The sequence below is a fragment of the Parafrankia irregularis genome (assembly GCF_001536285.1).
Classification (GTDB): Bacteria; Actinomycetota; Actinomycetes; order Frankiales; family Frankiaceae; genus Parafrankia; species Parafrankia irregularis.
On the sequence record NZ_FAOZ01000036.1, the window covers coordinates 42,971 to 68,408 of the forward strand.

19 protein-coding genes are annotated in these 25,438 nt (G+C 72.5%); 5 read left to right on the plus strand and 14 right to left on the minus strand.

The features are described from left to right. The 7 genes from AWX74_RS33225 to AWX74_RS33255 form a co-directional block, all read right to left on the minus strand. Positions 1–657: a cytochrome b/b6 domain-containing protein gene (locus AWX74_RS33225; RefSeq protein WP_091284761.1), complete on the minus strand. Its 657-nt coding sequence runs from the start codon at positions 655–657 to the stop codon at positions 1–3. After that, positions 644–1,345, minus strand: a complete 702-nt coding sequence (locus tag AWX74_RS33230; RefSeq protein WP_226931093.1) for a molybdopterin-dependent oxidoreductase — start codon at positions 1,343–1,345, stop codon at positions 644–646. The genes AWX74_RS33225 and AWX74_RS33230 overlap by 14 nt, the downstream gene beginning before the upstream one ends. 174 nt (positions 1,346–1,519) lie before the next feature. Then, positions 1,520–2,338 (minus strand): ABC transporter, encoded by an 819-nt coding sequence (locus AWX74_RS33235; protein ID WP_091284763.1) that lies wholly within the window; start codon positions 2,336–2,338, stop codon positions 1,520–1,522. Continuing rightward, entirely contained in the window at positions 2,335–3,378 is a 1,044-nt protein-coding gene (locus tag AWX74_RS33240) for an ABC transporter ATP-binding protein (protein WP_242666529.1), read from the minus strand. Before AWX74_RS33240 ends, AWX74_RS33235 begins: the two co-directional genes overlap by 4 nt. Before the next feature lie 114 nt (positions 3,379–3,492). Beyond that, positions 3,493–4,140: a response regulator gene (locus tag AWX74_RS33245; protein ID WP_091284765.1), complete on the minus strand. Its 648-nt coding sequence runs from the start codon at positions 4,138–4,140 to the stop codon at positions 3,493–3,495. Beyond that, complete coding sequence (locus AWX74_RS33250) at positions 4,137–5,819, minus strand: sensor histidine kinase (RefSeq protein ID WP_091284767.1); 1,683 nt, start codon at positions 5,817–5,819, stop codon at positions 4,137–4,139. Before AWX74_RS33250 ends, AWX74_RS33245 begins: the two co-directional genes overlap by 4 nt. Before the next feature lie 158 nt (positions 5,820–5,977). Then, a complete protein-coding gene (locus AWX74_RS33255; RefSeq protein ID WP_091284838.1) occupies positions 5,978–6,718 on the minus strand; it encodes a hypothetical protein in 741 nt (246 codons plus the stop codon). A gap of 328 nt (positions 6,719–7,046) precedes the next feature. On the opposite strand from AWX74_RS33255, the gene AWX74_RS33260 reads away from it, so the two are divergent. After that, complete coding sequence (locus AWX74_RS33260; protein WP_091284768.1) at positions 7,047–7,523, plus strand: hypothetical protein; 477 nt, start codon at positions 7,047–7,049, stop codon at positions 7,521–7,523. Positions 7,524–7,638: 115 nt separating this feature from the next. Here the strand turns inward: AWX74_RS33260 and AWX74_RS33265 are convergent, their stop codons facing one another. The 3 genes from AWX74_RS33265 to AWX74_RS33275 all read right to left on the minus strand — a co-directional run bounded on the left by AWX74_RS33265 (position 7,639) and on the right by AWX74_RS33275 (position 11,397). Further along, entirely contained in the window at positions 7,639–8,589 is a 951-nt protein-coding gene (locus AWX74_RS33265) for an acyl-ACP desaturase (RefSeq protein ID WP_091284771.1), read from the minus strand. A gap of 328 nt (positions 8,590–8,917) precedes the next feature. Then, complete coding sequence (locus AWX74_RS33270; protein ID WP_091284840.1) at positions 8,918–9,589, minus strand: dTMP kinase; 672 nt, start codon at positions 9,587–9,589, stop codon at positions 8,918–8,920. Between the two features lie 449 nt (positions 9,590–10,038). Continuing rightward, a complete protein-coding gene (locus tag AWX74_RS33275) occupies positions 10,039–11,397 on the minus strand; it encodes an amidohydrolase family protein (RefSeq protein WP_242666530.1) in 1,359 nt (452 codons plus the stop codon). Between the two features lie 650 nt (positions 11,398–12,047). On the opposite strand from AWX74_RS33275, the gene AWX74_RS33280 reads away from it, so the two are divergent. Then, entirely contained in the window at positions 12,048–15,431 is a 3,384-nt protein-coding gene (locus AWX74_RS33280; protein WP_091284773.1) for a pyruvate carboxylase, read from the plus strand. 205 nt (positions 15,432–15,636) lie between these two features. Here AWX74_RS33280 and AWX74_RS33285 read toward each other — a convergent pair whose 3' ends face one another. The 4 genes from AWX74_RS33285 to AWX74_RS33300 form a co-directional block, all read right to left on the minus strand. Beyond that, positions 15,637–17,196, minus strand: a complete 1,560-nt coding sequence (locus AWX74_RS33285; RefSeq protein WP_226931092.1) for a bifunctional glycosyltransferase family 2/GtrA family protein — start codon at positions 17,194–17,196, stop codon at positions 15,637–15,639. Between the two features lie 242 nt (positions 17,197–17,438). Beyond that, positions 17,439–19,715, minus strand: a complete 2,277-nt coding sequence (locus AWX74_RS33290; RefSeq protein WP_091284844.1) for an ArnT family glycosyltransferase — start codon at positions 19,713–19,715, stop codon at positions 17,439–17,441. Between the two features lie 262 nt (positions 19,716–19,977). Next, on the minus strand, positions 19,978–22,134 hold the full coding sequence (locus tag AWX74_RS33295; RefSeq protein ID WP_091284777.1) for a sensor histidine kinase: 2,157 nt from the start codon (positions 22,132–22,134) through the stop codon (positions 19,978–19,980). A 13-nt stretch (positions 22,135–22,147) separates the two neighbouring features. Beyond that, on the minus strand, positions 22,148–22,843 hold the full coding sequence (locus tag AWX74_RS33300) for a response regulator transcription factor (RefSeq protein ID WP_054568252.1): 696 nt from the start codon (positions 22,841–22,843) through the stop codon (positions 22,148–22,150). A 205-nt stretch (positions 22,844–23,048) separates the two neighbouring features. Between AWX74_RS33300 and AWX74_RS33310 the strand changes: the two genes are divergently transcribed. The 3 genes from AWX74_RS33310 to AWX74_RS33320 all read left to right on the plus strand — a co-directional run bounded on the left by AWX74_RS33310 (position 23,049) and on the right by AWX74_RS33320 (position 25,258). Next, positions 23,049–23,981 carry a hypothetical protein gene (locus tag AWX74_RS33310; protein ID WP_131799603.1) on the plus strand — a complete coding sequence of 311 codons (933 nt, stop codon included), beginning with the start codon at positions 23,049–23,051 and terminating at the stop codon, positions 23,979–23,981. A 97-nt stretch (positions 23,982–24,078) separates the two neighbouring features. Beyond that, the gene (locus AWX74_RS33315) at positions 24,079–24,789 is read left to right on the plus strand and encodes a response regulator transcription factor (protein ID WP_054568250.1); all 711 of its coding nucleotides are present in this window, start codon (positions 24,079–24,081) and stop codon (positions 24,787–24,789) included. A gap of 49 nt (positions 24,790–24,838) precedes the next feature. Further along, entirely contained in the window at positions 24,839–25,258 is a 420-nt protein-coding gene (locus AWX74_RS33320) for a response regulator (protein ID WP_091284783.1), read from the plus strand. Positions 25,259–25,438: the final 180 nt, after the last annotated feature.

Below are 25,438 nucleotides of genomic sequence, written 5' to 3' on the forward strand. Positions count from 1 at the left end.
TCAGACCTCAGGGCCGCGGTCGGCCCGGCCGTCGGCCCCGCGGTCGGGTCCGGCGAGCCAGGCGGGATGTTCGTGCAGTGCCCAGGGGAGCGGGACCATCCCGGTGCGCATGCCGACCAGCGCGACCGGGTCGCGCGAGGCCATCCACAGATGGCCGCAGACCCCGACGAACAGGCCGAGGGCGAGTGAGTCGTGAACGAAGGTGGCGCCGGTGCGGTAGGAGACGGGGATGGCGCCGGGGCCGCCGAACTCCATGATCAGGCCGGTGCCCAGCATGACGAGCACGGCACCCGCGACGAACGCCGCGTACAGCTTCTGGCCGGCGTTGAACTTGCCGACCGTCGAGCGGTCCCGGCGGCGTGGGCGGGTCCGCAGCCAGGCCCAGTCGCCGGCGGTGAACCGATCGAGCGCGGCGACGTCCCGGCGGTACGCGGCGGAGACGGCGGCGGCGAGGATCGGCAGCGGCAACGCGAGACCGGCGTACAGGTGGACGGTCGCCACGATCTGCCGGCGGCCTACCAGCGTCGCCAGCGGGCCGAGATACAGCACGGCCGCTGTCGCCAGGCAAATTCCGGTCAGTACGGCGGTGGACCAGTGCGCGGCCCGGCTCGCCCGGCCGAACCGCCGGACCAGAGGCGGTTCGTCAGACAGGCTCATCGTCGCGCCCGTTCGACTTGCCGATCCAGGCGTCGACGTCGTAGCCGCGCTGCTCCCAGTAGCCCGGGGTGACCGCGTCGACCAGCTCGATCTCGCCCAGCCACTTGATCGACTTGTAGCCGTACATCGGTGCCACGTAGAGGCGCACCGGACCGCCGTGGTCGTGGGTGACCGGGCCGCCCAGCATCGTGAGGGCCACCAGGACCTCGGGATGGCGGGCCTGCTCCAGGGTGAGGCTCTCGTCGTAGGCGCCGTCGAACGAGCGGAAGGTGAGCGCGGTGGCCGCGGGCCCGGGGCCGGCGGCGTCGAGCAGCGCCGCGAGGCGCACACCCGTCCAGCGGACGTCGGGGACGCGCCAGCCCGTCACGCACTGGAAGTCTCGTACGAGCTCGGTCTGCGGCAGCCGGGAGAGATCGTCCAGGGTGAGCCGCAGCGGGCGATCGACCAGCCCGTGGACGGTCAGCACATAGTCCGCGGCCGTCCTGGTCGGAACATGGCTGACCACCGAGTAGTAGCGGAAGCCGCTGGACGGGAGCAGGCCGGTCAGCCCGGTCGGGTCGTTCTCGCGTAGCGGGGCGACGAAGCGGTCGGTTCCGCGCTGCACGTCGGCGCCCACGAAGACGCCGAGTGCGCCGAGACCGAGCATGGCGAAGACCACCCGCCGCCCCACCGGAGTTCCCTCGGTCATGAATTCAGTGAACCTTCTCCGTCTCACGGGCGACGCTCCGGGTCCCGTGAGTCCGGGTCGGCGACGGAAAAGGTTCAGTGAACGCCCACCGCCGATCTTCGTGCCGCGGGCCCGGTGCCCCGAGACGAATCTCGGGGCACCGGGCCCGCGGTGTGCCTGCCGGGCTCGTCCGGCTCAGGCCGTGACGTCGCGGCGTTGCAGGCTGACCGACGCGAACACCAGGGCGGCCACCGCGTAGCCGAGCCCGGCGAGCAGCGCCGGGGTGTAGGACGCGTCCGGCACACCGCCACGCCCCACCGCGTCGAAGACGAGACCGGGCAGGACGGACGTCGCGGTGCCCCACGAGTCCTGCACGATGTGCTCGAGCGGGAACATCCAGGCGATGCCGACGACCAGGGCCGCGGTCGTCGAGCGCAGCGCGATGCCCAGCGCCGTGCCCGCGATCGCGAAGAAGGCCGCGGCGAGCAGCGCGTTCAGGTAGGCGGTGGCAACCTCGCCGAGCGCGGTGGCCGTCCACCACTCGCCGGTGTCGATATCGCGGGTGCCGGCCAGCAGCGCCGCGGTGACCAGGCTCAGCGCGAGCGCGAAGAACAGCGTGATCGCGACCGTCCAGAGCATGATGCCGAGGCGCCCGACCAGCCAGCTCAGGCGCCGGGGCTCCTTCAGGAACAGGCTCCGCAGCGTGCCCTGGCCGAACTCGGCGGTCATGCTGACGGTGAAGAGCACGAAGACGAGCAGCCCGATGAACGTCGTGCCGCCCCGGAAGCCCAGGACCAGGCCCTGCGCCGTCTCGAGCTGCGGAATGGAGATCGACAGGCCCGGCGCGCCCGGGCTCGGCGGGGTGAACGTGTCGTCGGCCAGCACGATCGCCAGCACTGTGGACAGCACGGTGAGCAACGTGACGGCGGCCATGGCCAGGGCCACGCCAGGACGCTGCAGCTTGACGAGCTCGGCGCGGTAGGCGCGGATGGTGGCCTGCAGTGCCGCGCTCACTGGGCACCCCCGGCGGTGACCTCGACCAGATCCCGGTAGCGATCCTCCAGACTGGCCTGCCGCCAGGTCATCTCCACCAGAGTGATCCCGTTCGCGTGCGCGGCCCGGTTGACCGCGGCGAGGGCCGGCTCGGGCGCCGGCCGCGCGTCGCCCGCCGGGTCTGTTGCCGCGGCAGGCCTGATCTCGACGAGGACCCGGTCGCCGGCCCGTTCGCAGGGCAGGCCCAGGCCTGCGACCAGGTCCGCCAGCATGCCCAGTGCGTCGGGGCTCTCGGGCCGCAGCTCGACCCGGCTTCCGGTGGAGGCCATGAAGCTGGCGGTCGGGCCCTGGTAGGCGAGCCGGCCCTTCTCCAGCACGATGAGCCAGTCACAGATCTGCTCGATCTCGGCGAGCAGGTGGGACGAGACCAGTACCGTGCGCGCCCGCTGCCGTTCGCCGGGCGGCGCCTCGGCCAGCGATCGCACGAGGTCGCGCATCTGCCGGATGCCGGCGGGGTCCAGGCCGTTCGTCGGCTCGTCGAGCACCAGCAGGTCGGGGTCGGACAGCAGGGCGGCTCCGATGCCGAGCCGCTGCTTCATCCCGAGCGAGTAGGTGCGGTAGGCGTCGTCGGCCCGCCCCGCCAGCCCGACCTGGTCGAGGACGTCGTCGGCGATGGCCGGGTCCTGCCCGGCGAGGACGGCCAGCGAGTGCAGGTTGCGCCGCCCGGACAGCCCCGGGTACAGCGCGGGGCCCTCGATCAGCGCCCCGCACCGCGGGAGGAAGTCCTCGGGCGCCCGCAGCGGCTCGCCCAGCACGGTGCCGCCACCCGCGGTCGGCCGGACGAGGCCGAGCAGCATGCGCAGCGTGGTTGTCTTGCCCGCCCCGTTGGGGCCGACGAACCCGGCGACGACCCCGGCCGGAACGGTGATGTCGAGATTCTGGACGACGGTGCGGCGGCCGTACCGTTTCGTCAGTCCGCGGACGTCGATCGCCGGTGGGCCGGTCACCGGCCCGGTCCGGATGGTGGTGGCTGCTGTCATGGTGCCCAGCCTGATCGTCACCGGCTGTCACGTCGTCCGTCGACGATCGTCATCGATCTGCGCAAAGCGGCGGGCTGGTACCTACGCTTGCGGGAGTAGTCGCCGGGCGCCTGAGGATGGCGGCCCTGTGCGGCTTCAGCCCGCGAGCCCGGCCTGGTTGGCGAGGACGGCGAGCTGGGCGCGGTCACGGGCAGCGAGCTTGATCATCACCCTGCTGACGTGGGTTCGCGCGGTCGCCGGGCTAATGACGAGGTGGGCCGCGATCTCGTCGTTGGACAGGCCCATGCCCACCAGGCCCATGACCTCGCGTTCCCGGCTGGTGAGGCCGCTGAGATCCACCGCCGCCGGGGCACTGGGCCGCCGGGCGAACGTCTCGATGACCCTGCGGGTGACGGTGGGGGACAGCAGCGACTCGCCGGCGGCCACCACCCGGATGGCCCGCAGCAGGTCCGCGGGCTCGGCGTCCTTCAGGACGAAGCCGGAGGCACCGTTGCGCAGCGCCTCGAAGACGTACTCGTCCAGCTCGAACGTGGTGACCATGACGACCCGGGTGGCTGCCAGGGCCGGGTCGGCGGTGATCTCCCGCAGTGCCGCCAGCCCGTCCAGGCCCGGCATCCGGATGTCGAGCAGGGCGACATCCGGGCTGACCCGGCGAACGAGGTCGAGCGCGGCCAGGCCGTTCTCCGCCTCGCCGACGAGCTCGAGGTCCGCCTCCGTCTCGATCAGGACCTTCAGCCCGAGGCGGATGAGCGGCTGGTCGTCGGCGATCACCACCCGGATCATCCGGCGGTCCCGGCTCGGTCGGCCTGTGGTTGCGGTTGCGGTTGCGGCCGAGCCTGCGGCTGCGGTTGCGCGGCTCCCGGCGCGGACCGTGCGGCGATCGGCAGCTCGGTGCGTACGCACCAGCCTCCCGCCCGGCGTGGCCCGGCGGTGAAGGCTCCGCCCAGTTCTGCGACGCGCTCGCGCAACCCCCGAAGGCCGTGTCCGTCTGTGGCCGGAGTCTTCGCCGGGTCCGGCGCATCCGCGGCCCGTGCGGGCGTGTCGACGACCTCGATGCACAGCCGGATGTCGGTGGCGTGCAGCGCGACCCTGACCTCGGCGGCACCGGCATGGCGCAGCACGTTGGTCAGCGACTCCTGCACGATCCGATAGGCGGCGAGATCGACCTCGGCGGGCAGGCCGTCGAGGTCCCCCTCGATGATCAGGTCGACGGCGGTTCCGCAGAGCCGGACCTCGGAGATCAGGCCCGGCAGCCGGCTCAGGCCGGTCTGGGGTGTCCGGGGCGCACCGCGACAGCCGTCCGCCGCGCGGTCGTCTGCCGCCCAGTCGTCCGCCGCCGGGCCGTCCGCCGCCGGGCCGTCCGCCGCCGGGCCGTCCGCCGCCTGGCTGCCCGTCGGGCCGCCCGCCTGGCCGTGTGCCGCGCGGCCGTTCGGCGCCGGGCCACCGTCCGCCGGGTAGCTGCTCGGACCCGCGTGCGCATCCGGCCCGGCGAAGGTGGGCGCGGTGCCGGGATTCGCCTCGCCGTGAGCGGCGGGTGTTCCGTCGGGCGGGTCGAGGCGCAGGCCGGGGGCGCGGCCGTCGCCTGCGCGGGTGATCGCGAGCGTGGCGCGCAGCTCGTTCAGCGCGTCGACGCTGGTGCGGCGGATGGCTTCCAGGGCCACCTGGGCCTGTTCCGGCCGCCGGTCGAGCACGTGCAGCGCGACCGCCGCGTGCAGCGAGATGATCGACAGGCCGTGGCCGACGACGTCATGGACCTCCCGAGCCATCCGCAGGCGCTCCTGTTCGACCCGCCGCCGGGTCTGTTCCTCCTTGGCCCGCGCCGACGCGATCCTGCTCAACCGGAGCAGGGCGCCCAGCATCGCCGGGATGACGGCGACCGCGAGCACCCCGGCACATGCGAAGGCGAGTTCCCATCCACCGCCGCCGTAGCCGCGGAGATGGGCCACCACGGTTGCCGTCAGCAGAACGGCCCCTGCCGCCTTCGCCGCCCGGCCGGCGGTACGGGTCGGTGCCTGCACGCTGAGCGTGAACGCCGCGATGATGACCACGATGACCGCGGGCCCGTGTGGATAGCCGATCGCGATGTAGACGCCTATGACGAGAAGCTCGGCGACGAACAGTGCCAGGGGCTTGTACCTGCGCAGGGGGAACAGGCAGGTCGCCAGGATGATCAGGGCGTAGGCGGTGCTGTCCAGCTCGCGGCCGGGCGGGATCTCATCCTGGGCCGCGTTGCGTGACCCGGCCAGTAGTACCACGCCGAGGATCACGGTGGGCAGGACGTCGGCCAGCACCACCATTGCGACGCGACGGCCCGCCGCGGACGGAATCCGCGCGAGCAGCCGGGCAGGCGGGCAGCTGCGAACATCGCAGCCGCCCGCGTTCTCCTCGATCCCGGCCCACTTCCCGAGGCCCGCCACGAGCTGGCTGACCCTCGGCTGGACCCGACGACTGGTCCGCTGCATCGTTCCGACGGTAACCGGCGGCGGTCCGGGAGGTCATCCGTCCCGAGGCGTAGACCGGGATACCGCAGTGGACGTACCGCGTCCGGCGCAGGGCGGGAGCACGAACGGCCAGCGGTGGCCAGCGGTGGCCAGCGGTGGTCAGCGGTGGTCAGGGGCGGTCAGTGGCGGGCGGGCTCGCGCTGCTCGAAGCGTAGGCGCAGGCCTTCGGGGGTTGCGACAGCATCGGCGAGACGGGTCCCGCGGGGAAAGGACGGCAGGATCACCACCGGCTCGGCGAAGACCGCCGTGTTCGCGGAGGTCATCAGCTCACCCGGCAGCCGCTGGTTCCCCAGCACGATCTCGTCCGGCAGCAGGGCGAGGCGGCCGTCCCGGACCAGGGGGATGCCGATGATCCGGATGGCCAGCGTGCGGTTGCCCAGGTCGATCTCGGTGCCGATGGACAGCCGCTCGTCGCCGCCGTAGGTGATGTCCGTCCACCGCGCCTCGGGTGGGGACATCCTGGCCGGATCGCCGTCGAAGACGGGCCCGCAGGAGTCACCGAAGACCCCCAGATAGCCGCCGAACAGGGACATCAGCGCGTACGCCGGGTCGTCCCACGTGTTGCCGGCGGCATCGCAACCGCGTCGCAACCGTCGCAGCTCGCCGTAGGACGCCGTCGCGCTGACCTCGAGGACGGCGTGGCGCCCGGTGGCCGCGTGCAGCAGGTAGGGGAACCGCGGCGGCCGGACCCGCACCGTCGCGTCCAGCGCTCCGAGACGTCCGCTCAGCCGGCGGTTGGCACGGCGGACCGCGAGCCGCGCGGCCAGCCGGTCGATCGCGGCACCGGCGAGCGTGCCACCGATCACGGCAAGGGAGATGGACGGGGCGGCTGGACGCGGCCTGGCGGCGGACGGCGGCATGGCGGCTCCTCGGGGATCCGTACTGGAGGCCCAGGTGCTCGTGTTCGTCTTGATCAGGTTCACAGCGGGCGCTGTCGACGTCCCTCCAACGAGACAGCACCCAGCTGTGAACCGGATACGAGATGAAACTGAATTACCTGTGCACTCACTGGTACGTCGCGGTGCCGTGTGAAACCTCACGCGAAAGCTTCGGCCCGTCATGCCTCCACCCGGCCAACCCGGGTGGACATACCGGACCGAGGGCCGCCGCCGCTCGGATCAGCCGCAGCCGATGAGGCAGCTTGGGAGCGTCACGGGCGGCAGCCGCAGGTCGAGGCCCGGTGCCTGGGTGTTCCCGGCACGTGGCCGGGCCGTCGTGGCCCTTGGCCGCGTGCTGCTCGGTCGGGTGGTCGTCGCGGACTGTGAGCGCACCGTGGTGGTGTCGGCGCCGTCGGCCGCATCGCTGTCGCCGCCCTCGGACGATGTCTGCCCGGCGGTGCCCTTTCCCGCCGGCCGGGTGCTGGAACTGGGCGTTGTCGTCGGGGTGGCCGGGGTGCGGCTGTCGCCGGCCCCGGTGGGAGCGGCCGGTGCGGCCGAGCGGCAGGGCGTCTCGGAGCTGGCCGCCTCGGAGCTGGCCGCGCCGGATCGGCATTCCTCAGCCACGGCCGAGGAGCCGCCGCCCGAGCCCTTCTGCCCGACCATGAAGGCGGCCGCGAGCGCGATCACTGCCAGCGCCCCGGTAATCAGCTGGGACCTGGGGATCGGTCGCGCGGACCCGCGATGTGTGCTCACTTCGGTCCGTCCGTTTCGTGCGTGGTGGCGGTGAGCACCGGGTGGTCCCGCCGCTCACGCCACGGACACTACGGACATCGGGGAGCAGTTACGACAGGGGGCCGGAGTTTCCCTCGTTCTGCCCTCCGACCGGCGGGCGTGTGCCCGGCTCAGCCGGCGGCGACCGGGGTGGGCTGCTGTGCCTCGCGGGCGGCCCGGCGGGCCGCTGCGGCGGCCTTCTTCTCCGCCTGGCGGGTGGCGAGCGCGTCGAGACCGTTCATGAAGACGCCGATGTCCGCCTGTGCCTTCGCGGCCTCGCCTGACAGCCCCTCCAGGCTGAACAGCTTCCAGTGCCGCAGGATGGGCGCGACCACGTCGTCGTGGTGGATCCGCAGGTCGTAGATGCCGGACTGGGCGATGTAGCGGGCCTTGCGGCCGAAGTCCCGGATGCCGGTGCCGGGCATCTCGAACTTCATCAGCTCGTCCCGGATGATCGGCAGCAGGCGCTCCGGGGCCAGTTCCAGCGCCGCGGCGACCAGGTTCCGATAGAAGATCATGTGGAGGTTCTCGTCCGCGGCGACGCGGCTGAGCAGCTTCTCGGCGAAGGGCTCGCCGGTCACGCGCCCGGTGTTGCGGTGGCTGACCCGGGTCGCCAGCTCCTGGAACGACACGTAGGTCATCGCCTCCAGCGCGGTCTTCGCCCCGGAGTCGTAGCCGCGCTGCATCTGCAGCATCCGGTCGCGCTCCAGCGTCACCGGGTCGACCGCGCGGGTCACCAGCAGATAGTCCCGCATCGCCATCGCGTGGCGGCCCTCTTCGGCGGTCCAGCGGCCGACCCACGTCCCCCACGCGCCGTCCCGCCCGAACGCGACCGCGATCTCGCGGTGATAGCTGGGCAGGTTGTCCTCGGTGAGGAGGTTGACCTCGAAGGCCATCTGGGCCGCCTCGGAGAGCACGGACTGCTCCGGGGCCCACGGCGTCGTGTCGAAGTCACGGCCCTGGCTCCACGGGACGTACTCGTGTGGCATCCACTCCGCGGCGATGCTCAGGTGCCGGTTGACGTTCGCCTCCGCGACCGGCTCAAGTTCGCGCAACAGGTCGATGTCCGTAGGGGATCCCATAGATGAACTCTGACATCGCTCCATGATTCGTGGCCATGGCCGCGCGGAGTGGAATCCGGTCCTAAAACTGTCTCCAGGGAACAGTTTTCGTGGGCTACCTTCCGATCGGTCAGGGGACTTCTGCCTGCACGGGACAACCCGCGGCCCGGGTTGGGGAAACCCGGGCCGGTCCGCCGCGACCGGGACGCCTTCGCGGTGCCCGGGATGCCTTCGCGGTGCCCGGGATGCCTTCGCGGTGCCCGGGGCGGCTTCGCGGTGCCCGGGATGCCTTCGCGGTGCCCGGGGCGGCTTCGCGGTGCCCGAGATGTCTTCGCGGTGCCCGGGGCGGCTAGAACGACTGCGACGACTGGAGCGCCCGGGTCGACCCGGACAGCAGCGCGTCCAGAACGGCCTCGGCCCCGGTTGCCCGGTCCGCGACTATCCAGGGGGCGACCCAGCCGCCAGCCGCCAGGCCGCGGTAGACGGCGGCGCAGCGCTCCTGGAGACCCTCGTCGCGCTCGAACGTGTCCAGCGCGCGGGTGGCGTCGCCGACGGCGCGCTGGCGGGCCGACGCGCGGGCCGTCTCAACCGGGACGTCCAGCAGCACCTGGAGATCCGGCCGCGGCAGGCGCAGGGCGGTCAACTCCAGCTCGGCGATCCACGCCAGGAACTCGGGCCGTTCGTCGGCCGGCAGACGGGCGGCGCCGTACGCGGCGTTGGAAGCCAGGTAGCGGTCGACCAGGAGGACGTCGTGCCCGGCCGCGCGGGCGGCGAGCTCGGGCAGCGCGTTCGCCCGGTCGAGGGCGAACAGGACGGCCGTGGCCCGGGCCGATCCCGCGAGCCCGGCGAGGCGCTCGTCGCCGTCGAGCATCGCCCGCACGGCGGTGCCGAGCGGCCCGGCCTTGTAGCGGGGGAAGGAGAAGGTCGCGGCGGTGCGCCCGGCCGCGGTCAGGGCCTCGACGAGACGGGAGGTGAGAGTGTGCTTTCCCGCGCCGTCGACGCCCTCGATCGCGACGATCATCATGCTGCCGCCCCCGCGCCGGCGAAGGCCCTCCGCTGCTCGATCCTGCTCATAAGGCCGCCAGCCTAGCCCCAGTGGTGTCATCTGGACGCCCGCCTGGTGCGGCACCTCAGGAACGTCCAGGCGGGCGAGACCGGGTGCTTCAGGTCCGCGCCCGTAAGCGCCGCGCCGATCTCAGCCGCCGCGCCGATCTCGGCAGCCGCTCCGGGCGGCCGCTGGCTCCGAGCTGCCGCTGGCACCGGGGGGCGGAGTTCCCCTCAAGAGGGACAAAAGGGGCCCAGATTCGCCTGGCAACCCGCAAGAAAGAAGGATTCTGGTCGTCGGCACGACCAAAATCGTTCACTCTTGCGACCCGCCGACCCGCCGACCCGCCGACCCGGCCCACTCGGTCACCGAGCGGAGGTCCGGCCGCGTCCGTGGAGCGCGAACGTCCAAACTCACTGACCAGATCATCTCTTCGAAGACCGGCTTCGGGCTGCCGCCGGGGCGAGCTGTGCCGGGGCCGGCTGCGTTTCCGTTTCCTCAGGCTGTGCTCCCTCCGGCTGCGCCGCCGTCGGCTGTGCTCTCTCCGGCCGCGTCTCCGCCGGCCGTGTCGTGTCCGCGGTCGTGGTCGCGGTTGCGGTTGCGGTCGGGAGGCGTGAGGCCGTGACCGCCGCGGTCTCCCGGCCCGGCTCGTCCAGCCGGTAGACGCGGCGGGCGTTGCCGACGCCGATCATCTCCGCCAGCCGGGTGGCGTCCTGCTCGGTCCAGTCGCCGTCGGCGATCCCGTCCGCCAGCACGGTCGACAGCGCCCGGCGGAACAGCAGCGAGCCGAGCAGGTAGAGCTCGCCGAGCCCGAACGCGTCGGTGGAGAAGAGGAACCTGCTGAACGGGACCAGCTCGAGCGCCTCGCCCAGCAGCACCGGGGCGCGGCGCCCGAGATTCTGGAGGGCGAGCCCGACGTCCATGTGCACGGTGGGCAGGATCTGGGCCAGGTAGCCGGCCTCGCGGTGGTAGGGGTAGCAGTGCAGGAGCATCACCGGCACCCCGGTCGGTGCGAGCGCCCGCAGCAGGCCGGTGAGCAGCAGCGGGTTGCAGCGGTCGAGGTCGAGATCGGCGTCGCCGTAGCCGACGTGGATCTGGATGGGCAGGCCGGCGTCCACCCCGGTCCAGATCAGGAACGCGTGCAGCAGCGGGTTCGCCAACCGGATGGGTACTCCCCGCCGGATCAGGGCCATCCAGTCCCGGACCGCGGCGGTGACCTCGCGGTCGGTCGGCCGAGCGGCCGGCAGCGCGAGGCCCACCCGGTAGGCGGCGACGGACTTCAGCCCCACCGTCGTCGGGCTCGCCCCGGCGATCCGTTCGCGGATTGTGTCGGCGAAGTGGTTGACGCCGAGCTGACCGGTGACGATGTCGACCGCCAGGGTCTCGGCGAGCCGTTCGAGCCTCAGGATGTCGTGGCCGGTCGCGTCGCAGGCGACGGCGAGCTCACCCGCTGACATCAGCGGTTCCGGCAGGTAGCCGGCGTCGACGCAGAAGGCGCCGATCCCGGCCGCGCGCAGGAACCGCCGGTTGACCTCCTCCACACCGAGCTCCCCGCGGCGCGCCAGATAGTCCTCCGGGCTGCTGCGCGGGGCGAGGTCGAGGACGGGAGCGCACCAGCGCCGCACGGCGAAGCCGACATGACTGTCGAAGAGCGTGGTGCCGGCCGGGGCGGGCTCGTCGGACTCGGTGAGCATGCGCTCGAAGTCCGGACGGCTGAGGTCGCGGGTGAGCAGCCCGTGGCAGTGATGGTCCACCAGGGAGAGGTTCTCCACGAAGGGCAGCACCTCATGATCGTGCCCGGGTTCCGGGGAGGACACACTCCCAGGCTGTGGACAACTTGTGGATGACCGCGGTTCGCCTGGGGATATCCACGCCCGGAGGAGTGGTCTGTCCCTGCTGGCCGGGGGTTTCCGACATCGGCACCTGTGGATGGCTGCCCGCCGGGACGACCGCACGGCGACCGCGCGGCGACCGTGCGGCGACCGCACGGCGGCTGCGGGGCGGTGCGGCGCGGCCGCGGGGGGCGGGTGGCGCGGGTACCGGGGCGGGAACGGTGTGGCTGCGGGGGCGGGCGTCGGCGAGCGTGGGGCGCGCCGAGCCGGAGCGTCACCGATGTTTGACATGTTTCCTGTCGCCTTGTCGGCAGACGCATGCTCGTCGAGCATGGGGTGGCGCGCCTGGACGGCGGGCCCGGGCGGTCGGCGGGCCGTTTCGGGGTCGGTCGGTGGGCGGCGCGGGAACCCCTGTTGTTCCGTAGTTGTGGCATCTTCGCGGGTGAGGGGGTATCCATACCGGGCCGGCGGGGTGGTGCCTCGTTCCAGGCGACGAAATGTATGTCACTAATCTTGGCGCTCGCCGGCCAAACAGTCGAAAATCGACGGACTCCCTCGGTCCGTGCGGGACGTTCCGGGGCACATTCCATGAGGAGCCGCGCGTGCGCAAGGTGCTTGTGGCAAACCGCAGTGAGATCGCGGTCCGGGTGTTCCGAGCCGCGTATGAGCTGGGGCTGCGCACCGTCGCGGTCTACACCCCGGAGGATGTGTCGGCGCTGCACCGGACGAAGGCGTCCGAGGCGTACGAGCTGTGCGAGCCGGGGCATCCCGTACGGGGATATCTGGACATCGACGCGCTGCTGCGGGTCGCGAAGATCGCCGATGCGGACACGCTGCATCCGGGCTATGGGTTCCTGTCGGAGTCGGCGGTGCTCGCGGAGGCCTGCGCGGCGGCCGGTGTCACGTTCGTCGGCCCGCCGCCGGCGGTCCTGCGGTTGACCGGTGACAAGGTGGCGGCGCGCAACGCGGCGATCGCGGCGGGCCTGCCGGTGCTGCGGGCCTCGGAGCCGCTGCCGGACGGCACCGGTTTCGCGGCGGCGGCCGAGGCGGTCGGCTTCCCGCTGTTCGTGAAGGCGTCCGGTGGTGGCGGTGGGCGTGGCCTGCGCCGGGTCGAGCGGCCGGAGGACCTGGCCGACGCGGTGACCAGCGCGTCGCGCGAGGCGGCTGCGGCCTTCGGCGACGGGACGGTGTTCCTGGAGCAGGCCGTGGACCGGCCCCGCCATGTCGAGGTGCAGATCCTCGCCGATGCCTACGGCAACGTGATCCACCTGTTCGAGCGGGACTGCTCCGTGCAGCGCCGGCACCAGAAGGTCGTGGAGATCGCGCCGGCACCGGCGCTGGACTCCGGTGTGCGCGACGCGCTGTGTGACGCGGCGGTGCGGTTCGCCCGGCACGTGGGCTACGTCAACGCCGGCACGGTGGAGTTCCTGGTGGGCGCGGACGGCACGTTCACCTTCATGGAGATGAACCCGCGCATCCAGGTGGAGCACACGGTGACCGAGGAGGTCACCGGGGTCGACATCGTCGGCGCACAGCTGCGGATCGCGGCCGGGGAGAGCCTGGCCGATCTGAACCTGTCGCAGGAGTCCGTCTCGCTGCGGGGGACGGCGATCCAGTGCCGGGTGACCACGGAGGACCCCTCCGACGGATTCCGGCCCGACACCGGAACGATCACCTTCTACCAGTCGCCGGGCGGGCCCGGAGTACGCCTGGACGGTGCCACCTATCCGGGTGCTGAGGTCAGCCCCTACTTTGATTCGCTGCTGGTCAAGCTGACCGCGCGTGGCGCGACGCTGGAGAAGGCGTCGCGGCGGGCGCGCCGTGCCCTGAAGGAGTTCAGGGTGCGCGGAGTACGGACCAACATCGAGTTCCTCACCAGCCTGCTGGCCGATCCCGACTTCCTGGCCGGCGGGGTGACGACGTCCTTCATCGACGAGCGGCCGGGGCTGCTGAGCGCCGCCGATGACAGCGACGCGACCAGCCGCATGCTGGCCCGGCTCGCCGAGAGCACGGTGAACGGCCACGCCCGGCCCGCGGGCGGCGCGCTGACGGACCCGCGCACCATGCTGCCGCCGCTGTCCGCCGACACCCCGGCCTCGGGCTCGCGGCAGCGCCTCGTCGCCCTCGGCCCGGCCGGCTGGGCCGCCGACCTGCGGGCCCGCACCGAGCTCGCGGTCACCGACACCACGCTGCGCGACGCGCACCAGTCGCTGCTGGCGACCCGGCTGCGCAGCTTCGACATCCTGGCCGCCGCCCCGGTGTTCGCCGAGGCGACACCGGGCCTGCTGAGCCTGGAGTGCTGGGGCGGGGCCACCTACGACGTGGCGCTGCGTTTCCTGTCCGAGGACCCGTGGGAGCGGCTCGCCGCCCTGCGCGCGGCGGTGCCGAACATCTGCCTGCAGATGCTGCTGCGCGGCCGCAACGCCGTCGGCTACACCCCCTACCCCGACGACGTCGTCCGCGCGTTCGTCGCCGAGGCCGCCGCGACCGGCCTCGACATCTTCCGGATCTTCGACGCGCTCAACGACATCGAGCAGATGCGCCCCGCGATCGAGGCCGTCCTGGAGACCGGCACGGCGATCGCCGAAGGCACCCTGTGCTACACCGGCGACCTCACCAACCCGGGTGAGCGGATCTACACCCTCGACTACTACCTGCGCCTCGCCGAGCAGCTCGTCGACGCCGGCGTGCACCTGCTCGCGATCAAGGACATGGCCGGCCTGCTGCGCCCCGCCGCCGCCCACCAGCTCGTCACCGCGCTGCGGGAACGGTTCGACCTGCCCGTCCACCTGCACACCCACGACACCGCCGGCGGGCAGCTCGCGACCCTGCTGGCCGCGTCCGCGGCCGGGGTCGACGCGGTCGACGCCGCCGCCGCGCCGATGTCCGGCGGTACCAGCCAGCCGAACCTGTCCGCGCTCGTCGCCGCCACCGACCACACCGACCGCGCCACCGGCATCCCCCTGCCCGCCCTGTCCGCGATGGAGGCGTACTGGGAGGCGGTCCGTGACCTGTATGTGCCGTTCGAGGCCGGGCTGCGTGCCCCGACCGGTGCGGTCTACCGGCACGAGATCCCCGGCGGGCAGCTGACGAACCTGCGCCAGCAGGCCATCTCGCTGGGCCTCGGCGACCGCTGGACGGAGGTCACCGAGTGCTACGCCGTCGCCAACGAGCTGCTCGGCAAGCCCATCAAGGTCACCCCCACCTCCAAGGTCGTCGGCGACCTCGCCCTCTACATCGCCGGCGGCTCCGTCGACGTCGACCGGCTGCGTGACCACCCCGAGGAGTACGACCTGCCCGCGAGCGTCCTCGGCTACCTCGCCGGGGAGCTGGGCACCCCGCCCGCCGGGTTCGCCGAGCCGTTCCGCGAGCGGGCACTGGCCGGGCGCCACCCCGAACCACCGGCCGCCGCCCTCGCCCCCGACGACGCCGCCGCCATCGCCGACCCCGGCGCCACCCGGCGCGCGGCTCTGTCCCGGCTGCTGTTCCCCGGCCCGTGGAAGGACTACACCCAGGCCGTCGCCGCCTACGGTGACTCCTCCGTCATCCCCACCGAGGCGTTCCTGTTCGGCCTGCAGCCCGGCCGCCCCGCCCACGTCTTCCTCGAACCCGGCGTCGAGATCATCGTCGAGCTCGAGACCATCGGGGAGCCCGACGACGCCGGCATGCGCACCCTCTACCTGCGCGTCAACGGCCAGCCCCGGCCCGTCCGGGTCCGGGACAAGTCCATCACCACCACCGCCGCGGCCGCCCGGCGCACCGACCCAGGCAACCCCGGCCACGTCGGCGCCGGCCTGCCCGGCATCGTCACCTTCGCCGTCGCCGTCGGCGACACCGTCGAGAAGGGCCAGAAGCTCGCCGTCATCGAGGCCATGAAGATGGAGGCCGCCGTGACCAGCCCCGCCGCCGGCACCGTCACCGAGCTTGTCCGCACCAGCGGCGAGTCCGTCGAGGTCGGCGACCTGCTGCTGGTACTGGGCTCCTGAGCTCCTGAGCTACTGACACGCGCGGACGCCTGCTCGCGGGGCCATATCGGCAATTCACCTCAACAGCAGCAAAAAGGCTTGGCGAGCCGCAAGAAGTGAGGATTTTGGTCGTTGGATCGACCAAAATCCTTCACTCTTGCGACTCGCCAAACCGGGCTGCCGGCCGCCCGGCCGCCCGGAGGTCCCGGCCGCGTTCGTGGAGCGGTCAGGCGGTTCCGCCGTGCCGGGCGCGGGCGCGGCGGCGCAGCCGGGACGGATGGAACACCCAGGCGCGCAGGAGCAGGAACCGGATCACGGTCGACGCCAGGTTCGCGAGCACCAGCACGCTCAGCTCGAGGAGCCGGCCGGGGTCGTCGCTGACGGCGTGCAGGGCGGCCAGCGAGCCACTGGTCAGCGCGAGGCCGATCGCGAAGACGAACAGGCCCTGCAGGTGGTGGCGGCCCGCGTCGTCACGGCCGCTGACGCCGAAGGTGAGCCGGCGGTTCGCCGCCGTGTTCGCGATCGCCGTCACCAGCAACGCGATGAGGTTCGCCGCCTGGGCGCCGGTGGCGCCGTGCAGCAGCAGGAACAGCAGCAGGTAGGCCAGCGTGCTGGCGACCCCCACGCCGGTGAAGCGCACCAGCTGCCGGGTCAGCCCCGCCGGGACCCCGGGCACCGGCCCGCCCGCACCGCGTGTTCCGGCGCCGCGCGTTCCCACGGCGCCGGCCGCGGCCGTGGCCGCCCCCGCCCCGGCGCCCGCTCCCGGGCCCAGGCTGGCCCCGTTTCCCGCAACCATCGAGGCTCCGTTCAGTGGTGCGCGCCCGAACTCGCGGCGCAGCTCGGCGATCGGCAGTGCCCCGGTGCCGAGCGCGCGGGCGAGTCGGGAAACGCCCTTCAGGTCGGCTATCGCGGTCGCGACGACGTCCACCCGGCTGTCCGGGTCGTCGACCCAGTCGACCGGCACCTCATGGATGCGCAGCCCGCTGCGCTGCGCGATGACCAGCATCTCGGTGTCGAAGAACCAGCCGCTGTCCTCGACGAGCGGCAGCAGGCTCCCGGCGACGTCCGCGCGGATCGCCTTGAAACCGCACTGGGCGTCGGTGAACCGGACGGCGAGCGTGCCGCGCAGCAGCAGGTTGTAGCAGCGGGAGATCACCTCGCGCTTCGTCCCGCGCACCACCCGGGACGAACGGGCGAGCCGGGTCCCGATCGCGAGATCGGAATGCCCTGAGATCAGCGGGGCGACCAGGGGGAGCAGGGCGGCCAGGTCGGTCGAGAGGTCGACGTCCATGTAGGCCAGGACGGGTGCGGCCGAGATGCCCCAGGCGGCGCGCAGGGCCCGGCCGCGCCCCTTGACGTCGAGGTGGATCACCGAGACCTCGGGGAGCTCGGCCTCCATCGCGTACGCGATCGCGAGCGTCCGGTCCGTGCTGGCATTGTCGGCGACCGTGATCTGGAAAGGGTACGGAAATGTCGTCCGCAGATGTGTGTGCAGTCGGGCTATGCAGGGCGCCAGGTCTTTTTCTTCGTTGTAGACGGGAATGACTACGTCCAGTACCGGGCGATCCGTGAAAAGCCGTTCGCTGCGGGGCCTGGGTACCAGGTCGGTGCCGCCCGTCGGCGTCGCGCGCCGCGCCGGTTCGGTGAAGAAGCCTCGCTGTGTGTCGATCGTCTGTTCTGCGCGGTGGGCTGTTTCCGAGCGGCTCCCCGGTTCCCCGTATCGCGCCGGCATCGCGGCGTCCGTCCTGGTAGCTCTGGTGCGGCCGGTCCAGGCATCCGTGGTCATGCCCTCACTGTCGACGGCCGGGCTGTGCCGGCCGTATGGCAGTGCTGTGCGCTCGCTGTGAGCCCGCTCCGCAACCTTTCAAAAGGGGAACGAAAAGGAAACACGACGCTGATCTTTTTCATCTCGCGGGGCAAGGGGACCCCGGATAGGAGTCGGTCGGGACGCGTGGTGGCCGGATGGTCCACGAGGGAACCATCCGGCCACCTGACAAGCCTTTTCCAGGTCTGCTGGATTAGTCCGGATCAGGTGTTTGAGCTGCCCGAGGAACTCCCCGACGCGGAGGACGTCGCCGAGGTCGAGGCCGACGCGGTCAGGTCGTAGAGCGTGACATTGTCGACGGTGGTGGCGGTGAAGTTCTCCTGCACCCAGGCGGCGATCTCGCTCGATGCCTGGCTGCCACCGCTCTGCCCGCCGAACCCGCCGCCACCGATGAAGTAGTGGATGCGGCCGTCCGCGACGTACTGCTTGAACTGCTCAAGCGTCGGGGACGGGTCGCTGCCGTTGAAGCCGCCGATCGCCATCACCGGGTCGCCGGTGGCGAGCTGGTAGCCGGCCGCGTTGTTCGACCCGACGGACGCGGCCACCCAGGTGTACGACGATGCGTCCTGCTCCAGCAGCGCGAGGATCTCGTCGCTGGGTTCGGTGGCTCCCAACAGGCCACCCATGCCGCCGCCGCCACCCATCCCGCCGACACCGCCGCCGAAGCCGCCGCCCGTGGTGCCGCCGCCGGGGAAGGTGCCCTGGCCCTGGCCACCGCCGTTCTGCCCGGTGCCGCCGGGGAAGCCACCGGTGCCGCCACCGGGGAACGTGCCGGTGCCGCCACCAGGGAAGGTGCCCTGGCCGGTGCCGTTCTGGCCACCGCCGAAAGCGGCGCCACCGCGGCCTCCGCCTCCGCCCATGCCGCCGAATCCGCCGCTCCCGCTCGGCCCGGCCGACGGGATCGAACCGGTGTGCGGCACCGCCGCGGTCGCCATCGAATATCCCAGCGGGCCGAGTAGCGCGGCGACCAGGGCCGCGGTCACGACCGCCAGCCGAGCGGCTCGGGGCAGCCAGCGGAAGACCACGAAGAGCAACGCCGCGGCGAAGCCGATGATCAGCACCGCCCAGCGGATCCACGGATGCCAGTCGGGAGTGCGGTTCAGCAGGACGTAGGACCAGATCGCCGTCAGCGTCAGAGTGCCGGCGAGGGTGGCCGTGGCGAGCGGGTGCTCCCGCCGGCGCCACAGAACCGCGGCGCCCATACCGACGAGCGCGCCGACGGCCGGCGCGAGCGCCACCGTGTAGTAGGCGTGGAAGATGCCCTTCATCTGGCTGAACACGACCATGGTGATCAGCAGCCAGCCGCCCCAGACCACGAACGCCGCGCGGGCCGGATCCGTCCGGGCGGCCCGCCTGGTCACCCACAGGCCCGCGACCAGCAGGACGAGCGCGGTCGGGATCAGCCAGGAGATCTGGGTGCCGATCTCCGAGCCGAACATCCGGCCCCAGCCGGTGGAGCCCCACATGCCGCCACCGCCACCGCCACCGGCGCCACCGCCACCGACGCTTCCGGTCTCGTCCCCGGTGAGGCGGCCCAGGCCGTTGTAGCCGAGGGTGAGCTCAAGAATGCTGTTGTGCTGCGATCCGCCGATGTACGGGCGCGACGACTCCGGGACGAGCTCGACGATCGCGATGAACAGGCCGGCGGGGACGACGAGGCCGAGGGTCCCGGCGCCGACCTGCCAGAGCCGCCGGGTGAAGCGGGTCGGGGCGATGGCCAGGTAGGCGATCGCCAGCACCGGGACGATCAGCAGCGCCTGCAGCATCTTTGTCAGGAAGCCGAAGCTGATGAACACGCCGGCCCATACCAGCCACCGGGTGCTGGCGGTCTCGATGGCGCGCAGGGTCGCGTACACCGAGGCGATCAGCAGGAGCACCAGCAGGGCGTCCGGGTTGTTGAAGCGGAACATCAGCGTCGCGACCGGGGTCAGCGCGAGGACCGCGCCGGCGAGCAGCGCGGCGCCGGCGGGGAATGCCCGGCGCACGGTGAGGTAGAGCAGCCCGACCGAGCCGACGCCCATCAGCGCCTCGGGGACGAGGATGCTCCAGGAGTTCACCCCGAAGATGCGGGCCGACAGCGCCATCACCCACATCGCGGCCGGCGGCTTGTCGACGGTGATGGCGTTCCCCGCATCGGACGACGCGTAGAACATCGCCTTCCAGCTGACCGAGCCGGCCTGGGCCGAAGCCGAGTAGAAGGCGTTCGCCCAGCCCGAGGCGCCCAGATCCCACAGGTAGAGCACGGCCGTCGCCACCAGCAGCCCGAACAGCGCGGGACGCACCCAGCGCGGATCATCCGGACGCCCCCGCACCAGCCGGGAGAGCCGACCGCCGTCCGCCGCGTCCTTACCGGAAGCCCGGCCGGGACCTGAAGCCGGGCCGGGCTGGTCGGCGGGCGTTCCGGCTTCGGTACCGGTACCGGTACCGGCACCGGCACCGCCCCAGCCCCAGCCTGTGTCCGGCGGTGGGGCCTGCCGCACCGGCCGGTGCAGGTCCGGCAGGGTCGCCTCGCTGGACCAGAGGAAGGTGGGCTGCTCCGGCTCCGGGCCCGGGTACAGGCCGTCGCGTCGGGCGGGCGAGGGGCTGGCACCACCCGGGGTGGAGCTGGCGGCGGGCCATGGCCCGGCCCCCACTCCCCCCGGAGGACCGGCCTGGTCGGTCGGTAGTGGCGACGTCGGTGAGCTCGGCATACGTATCAGGCTCGGCCGGGGACCTTTCCGGTCCTTGTGATCGGCCTGTGCGTCACCTGTGAGGGTGGGGGTCCCGGCGGGGAGCGTGGACGATCTCCTTCGCCCGGGCTCGGCGGCCACGCCCCGGCCCGCCGCCCGGATGGGCCGCGCTCGGACGGCCCGGCGCCGCAGTCTCCGTCCCGGCCGACATGTGCGTGGCAACAGGCCCGGCAGCAGGTTCGGCAACGGGCCCGGCGACGGTTTCGGCAAGGGGCCTGGTCGTGCGGGCGGGTTGCGGTGGGACAGCCTGCTCGGCCGCAGGGGAGGACGCCGGTCCGGCCCCTCCGGCCCCTCCGGCCCCGTGCTCGGCGAGGTCGGGCATCCAGCCGGCCGGGTCAGCTTCCTGCCCCGTGGTGAGCGTGAGGTCGGGCCTCGGCCGGTAGCGGGGGCCGGTGGCCGTGCCCACCGGCAGGAGAACCGTGAACACGGTCTGGCCGGGCCGGCTCGCCACCTCGACGCGGCCGTGGTGGGCCTCGACCACGGCGGACACGATCGACAGCCCGAGACCGGTGCTGCCGGCGGCGCGCGAACGTGAGCTGTCACCCCGGGCGAACCGCTCGAAGACCTTGGGAAGCAACTCGGGCGGAATCCCCGGCCCGTCGTCGATCACCTGCAGCACGGCACACCAGACGAGCGGCCCGGGCACACCCGGGGGTGTGAGGCTCCCGGGTGGCGCCGGTCGGGCCTGGGTGGTCAGCCGGGCAGTCACCCGGGTTCCCGGCGGGGTGTGGGTGCGGGCGTTCGCGAGCAGGTTGGTCAGCACCTGGTGCAGGCGTGCGGGGTCACCGGTCGTCGTGACCGGCTCGCTGGGCAGATCGAGCTCGAAGCGGTGCGTGGGCGCGGCGACATGGGCGTCGCTGACGGCGTCCACGACCAGCCTGGACAGGTCGACGGTCTCCCGGACCAGCGGCCGGCCGGAGTCGAGGCGGGCCAGCAGCAGCAGATCGGAGACGAGCGCGGTCATCCGCGCGCTCTCCGACTCGACCCGCCCCATTGCGTAGATGACATCCGGCGGAACCGTGTCCCTGGTGCGCCGGGTCAGCTCGGCGTACCCGCTGATCGCGGCGAGCGGTGTGCGCAGCTCGTGACTGGCGTCGGCGAGGAACTGGCGCATCCGCGTCTCGCTGGCGTGCCGGGCGTCGAACGCGTCCCCGATGTGGCCCAGCATCCGGCCGAGCGCGGCGCCGACCTGCCCGACCTCGGTACGTGGGTCGGTGTCGACGTCCGGCCCGAGGGTCGGAAGGTCGACGGCGCCGCGGTGCAGCGGCAGCTCGGCGACCCGCGCCGCCGTCGCCGCCACCCGGCTCAGCGGGCGCAGCGTCCTGCGGACGATCGCCCCACCCGCGATCGCGGCGGCGAGCACACCGAGCGCCGCGACGGCCGCTCCGATCGCCGCGGTCCTGGTCAGGGTCGCGTCGACGTCGTCCATCGGCAGGCCCGTGACCAGGATCCGGCTTCCGTCTCCAGAGAGGCGGGCCGTCAGTCTGTAGTCGCCGTGGTCGCCGATCGTCAGGGTGTGTGCGTTGCCGTCCAGCGGAACCTGCGCCACCGCGGCGGCGTCCGCGTCCGTCAGGGTGGTCTCGCCAGAGGCGCCGTCGATGACCGCCGCGTTGATCTGCTGGATGAGTGCGTCGACGTTCGGGCTCAGCGCCGTGGGTGGGTTCTCGGGGCCGACGGAGGGCCTGAAAGGCACGGAGTCCTGGAGCTCGATGATCGCGCCGAGAGTGCCCACTGCCTGGCGAGTGTTCAGGAACTCCCCCACCTGGTCGGACGCCGACTGCGTGGCCGTGCTGGTGCTGGCGCCCGGGCGGAGGTTGCCACCGCCGCCGGATCCGGCGACGCCGGGCAGGAAAGCTGGCCGCAGGGACGGATCCACCATGTTCCAGCGGTCACCCGCGTCGTGCAGCCGCTCGTCGAGTTGGTCCACGAGGACCCCGCGCAGCGCGACCAGAGTGACCAGGACGATCACTGCCGACATGACGGCGAGGAGGGCGAGCAGGAGTGCGAGCAGCCGGGTCCGCAGCGACCAGCCGGCCGGGCCGCGCCGCCGCCGCACGCCGACGGGCCCGGCGGCGTGGTGACTTGCGGTGTGGTGGCTCGCCGTGTGGTGGCTGGGGGTGTGATGGCTGAGGGTGGGCGCGCCGGGGATACCGGCGGGGGCTTCCGTCATTGCGGCGGCCGGCTCAGGTCGCCGGGCGGAGCACGTAGCCGGCGCCACGCATGGTGTGGATCATCGGCTGCCGGCCGGCGTCGATCTTCCGTCGCAGGTAGGAGACGTACAGCTCGACGACGTTCGCCTGCCCGCCGAAGTCGTAGTTCCACACCCGGTCGAGGATCTGTGCCTTGCTCAGCACCCGGCGGGGGTTGCGCATGAAGAACCGCAGCAGCTCGAACTCGGTCGCCGTCAGCCGGACCTCCTGGCCCGCGCGGCTGACCTCCCGGCTCTCCTCGTTCATGATGAGGTCGCCGACGACCAGCACCGCGCCGTCGCTGAGCGTGGAGCGGTGCAGCCGGCGCAGTAGGCCGCGCAGCCGGGCCACGAGCTCCTCCAGGCTGAACGGTTTCGTGACGTAGTCGTCGCCACCCGCGGTCAGGCCGGCCACCCTGTCCTCGACCGCGTCGCGCGCGGTGAGGAAGAGGACGGGCACGTCCGGACTCTCCGCGCGCAGTTTGCGGAGCACCTCGAGGCCGTCCATGTCCGGCAGCATGATGTCGAGGACCACCGCGTCGGGGCGGAAATCTCGGGCGACCTTCAGTGCGCCGCGCCCGTCGGGGGCGGTCTGTACTTCCCAGCCTTCGTACCGCAGGGCCATGGACAGCAGCTCCGAGAGGGTGCTCTCATCGTCAACGACAAGGATGCGGGGGCTCGACGGCTGCATGTCGCCAGAATGCGACCGCTTCCTGTGGGATTGCTGAAGATCATCTGTGTACTGGCTGTGTTCCTTCGCTCCTCTGCGGGACGCCGAGCGGCCGGTGCGATCACACATCCGGCACCTAGCATCGTCACAGGCCACTCACAGGTTCACGGCGAACTCTCCTTCCCGACGGCGCGGCACCTGACCCGCCGGGACGAGGAGCACGGACATGAGTCATGTCGGTCCGACCGACCCGCCCGCGTCCCCGCCAGCCGGTGGGCCGCCCTCGCCGTCAGTCGGGGGAGAGGCTCAGCTTCCGGCACTGTTCCAGCCCGCGCAGCTGCCGTTGCCCGTGACGCCACCGTTGCCCGTGACGCCACCAGGGGCCGTGACGCCACCCGCGCCCGCGGCGCCGCCGGTGATCGCGGCGCCGTTGCCGGAGCCGTGGCACACCTCGGGCCAGTGGGCCTGGCCGGCCCCGAACCCGGGCTCGGCGAGCATGGGTGGTTCGAGCCTGGACGGCCCGCCGCCGGTGGTGGGGGCCGCGGCCGGTCCGGTGCCGCCCGCGTCGGCGAAATCCGCGGGGCCGCGCACCTGGGGCCTGGGCCGCACGCTCGTGGCCGGGGCCATCGCGATCGCTCTCGGTGTCGGCGGGGCGGCCGCCGTGAACGCCAGCAGCCTCGGGGACAGCCAGGGCGGCGGTGGCTTCGGCGGCTTCGGTGGTGGCAGGCAGTTCACCAACCAGCTCGGCGGCACCGGCAGCCAGGGTGGCCAGGGCTCGACCGGGCAGGGCTCAACCGGCCAGGGCAGCCAGGGCTCGACCGGGCAGGGTGGCCAGGGCTCGACCGGGCAGGGTGGCCAGTTCCAGGGCCAGTTCCCCAGCCAGGGCGGTCAGTTCTCGGGCCAGGGCCAGGGCTTGGGGCAAGGCCAGCAGCAGGGCGGGACGACCGGTCAGGGCTTGGTTCCCGGCGGCGGTTCGAGTGGATCGAGCGATCCAAGCGGTTCGAGTCAGGCGGATTCCACCGCTGACCGTGGCGGCGGCCCCGTCCCACCCGGTCTGACAGGTCCGCTCGCGCAGCAGGTCACGGTTGTCCCGACATCCGAGCTCACCGAGCGGGGACGCGGTGGCACCGAGACGGGAACGGCGGTCGCGGCCGCCTGATCGGCACCGCCCACTGTCGCAAGGGGGTCACGTTCTCGGGCACCAGCCGTGTTCGCGTGGCTGTTTGTGTGCACCTGGGCGGGCCTAGAGTAGTCCAATGGCCGTTCGTGTGATTCTCGCTGAGGACAATGCCCTGCTCCGGCATGGTCTTGCGACCCTTATCGAGCGGGCGGACGGCCTGGAGCTGGTCGGCACGGCGACCGATCGCCCGTCGCTGGAGCAGGCCGTCCTCGACCATGATCCGGACGTGGTGGTCACCGACATCCGGATGCCGCCGTCCCGGTCGGACGAGGGCATCAAGGTCGCGGGGTGGCTGCGCCGCGAGCGGCCGCAGGTCGGCGTGGTCGTGCTCAGCCAGCACGCCGAGGCCACCTATGCCTTGGCGTTGCTGGAAGGCGGATCGGCTGGTCGCGCCTACCTGCTCAAGGAGCGGGTGGCCGGGGTGGACGACCTGCTGCGGGCCATCCGCGCCGTCGCGGCCGGCGAGTCGGTGATCGACCCGGCCGTGGTCGAGGGGCTCGTCGCCGCGAGCGCGCGCAGGCAGCCCAGCGAGCTGGAAAGGCTGACGCCCCGGGAGCTGGAAGTGCTCAGTCACATGGCGCAGGGCTGGAGCAACGCGGCGATCGCGGCCGCGCTCGTGCTGTCCGAGCGCGCGGTGGAGAAGCACAGCAACTCGATTTTCGCGAAGCTCGGCCTGACCGATGAGCCGGATCTGAACCGGCGGGTCAAGGCGGTTCTGCTCTTTCTGCATTCGGGGAACCACCCGGCCGGCGGGCCGACGGGGAAGGTAGCCACACCGACGTCATGACATGGCTGCACCCTTGGGCGCCGGTGCCCGCTGCGGCGAGACTACGAACATGAGCTCCTCCCCGGCGGTCTCCGTGCTGGTCGTCGACGACCAGCGCCCCTTCAGGCTGGCCGTGCGGGCGGTGCTCCGCCGCGCAGCGGGCTTCGTCCTGGCCGGTGAGGCGGAGACGGGCGAGGACGCCCTGACCGCCGCCGCGCGGCTGCGCCCCGACCTGGTGCTGATGGACGTGAACCTGCCGGGTATCAACGGAGTGGTCGCCGGGTCGCGGATCCAACAGGACGCGCCGGGCACGGTGGTCGTCCTGTGCTCGACATACGTCCGGACGGATCTGCCGGCCGCCGTCGCGGACAGCGGCCTGGACTACCTGTGCAAGGAGGACCTGGCGCCGAGCGTGCTGCGCGACATCTGGCGCCGCCACGGTCCGGACGGCCCGCCGGACACACCCGCACCCGCTCCCGCCCAGATCTGAGACGCGACGGATCCGGGGCACCAGCATGGGCTTGGCGCAGCCGTGCTCACGGAGGCGAACCCCGCCTGCCCGGCCACCCGTCGAGGATCCCGCACCGCCGTGCCGCGCCGCCGCGCCGCACCGGCGAATCCAACCTCGAGCGGGCAAAAGCGGCACGGGGTCGCCTGGCGACCCGCAAGA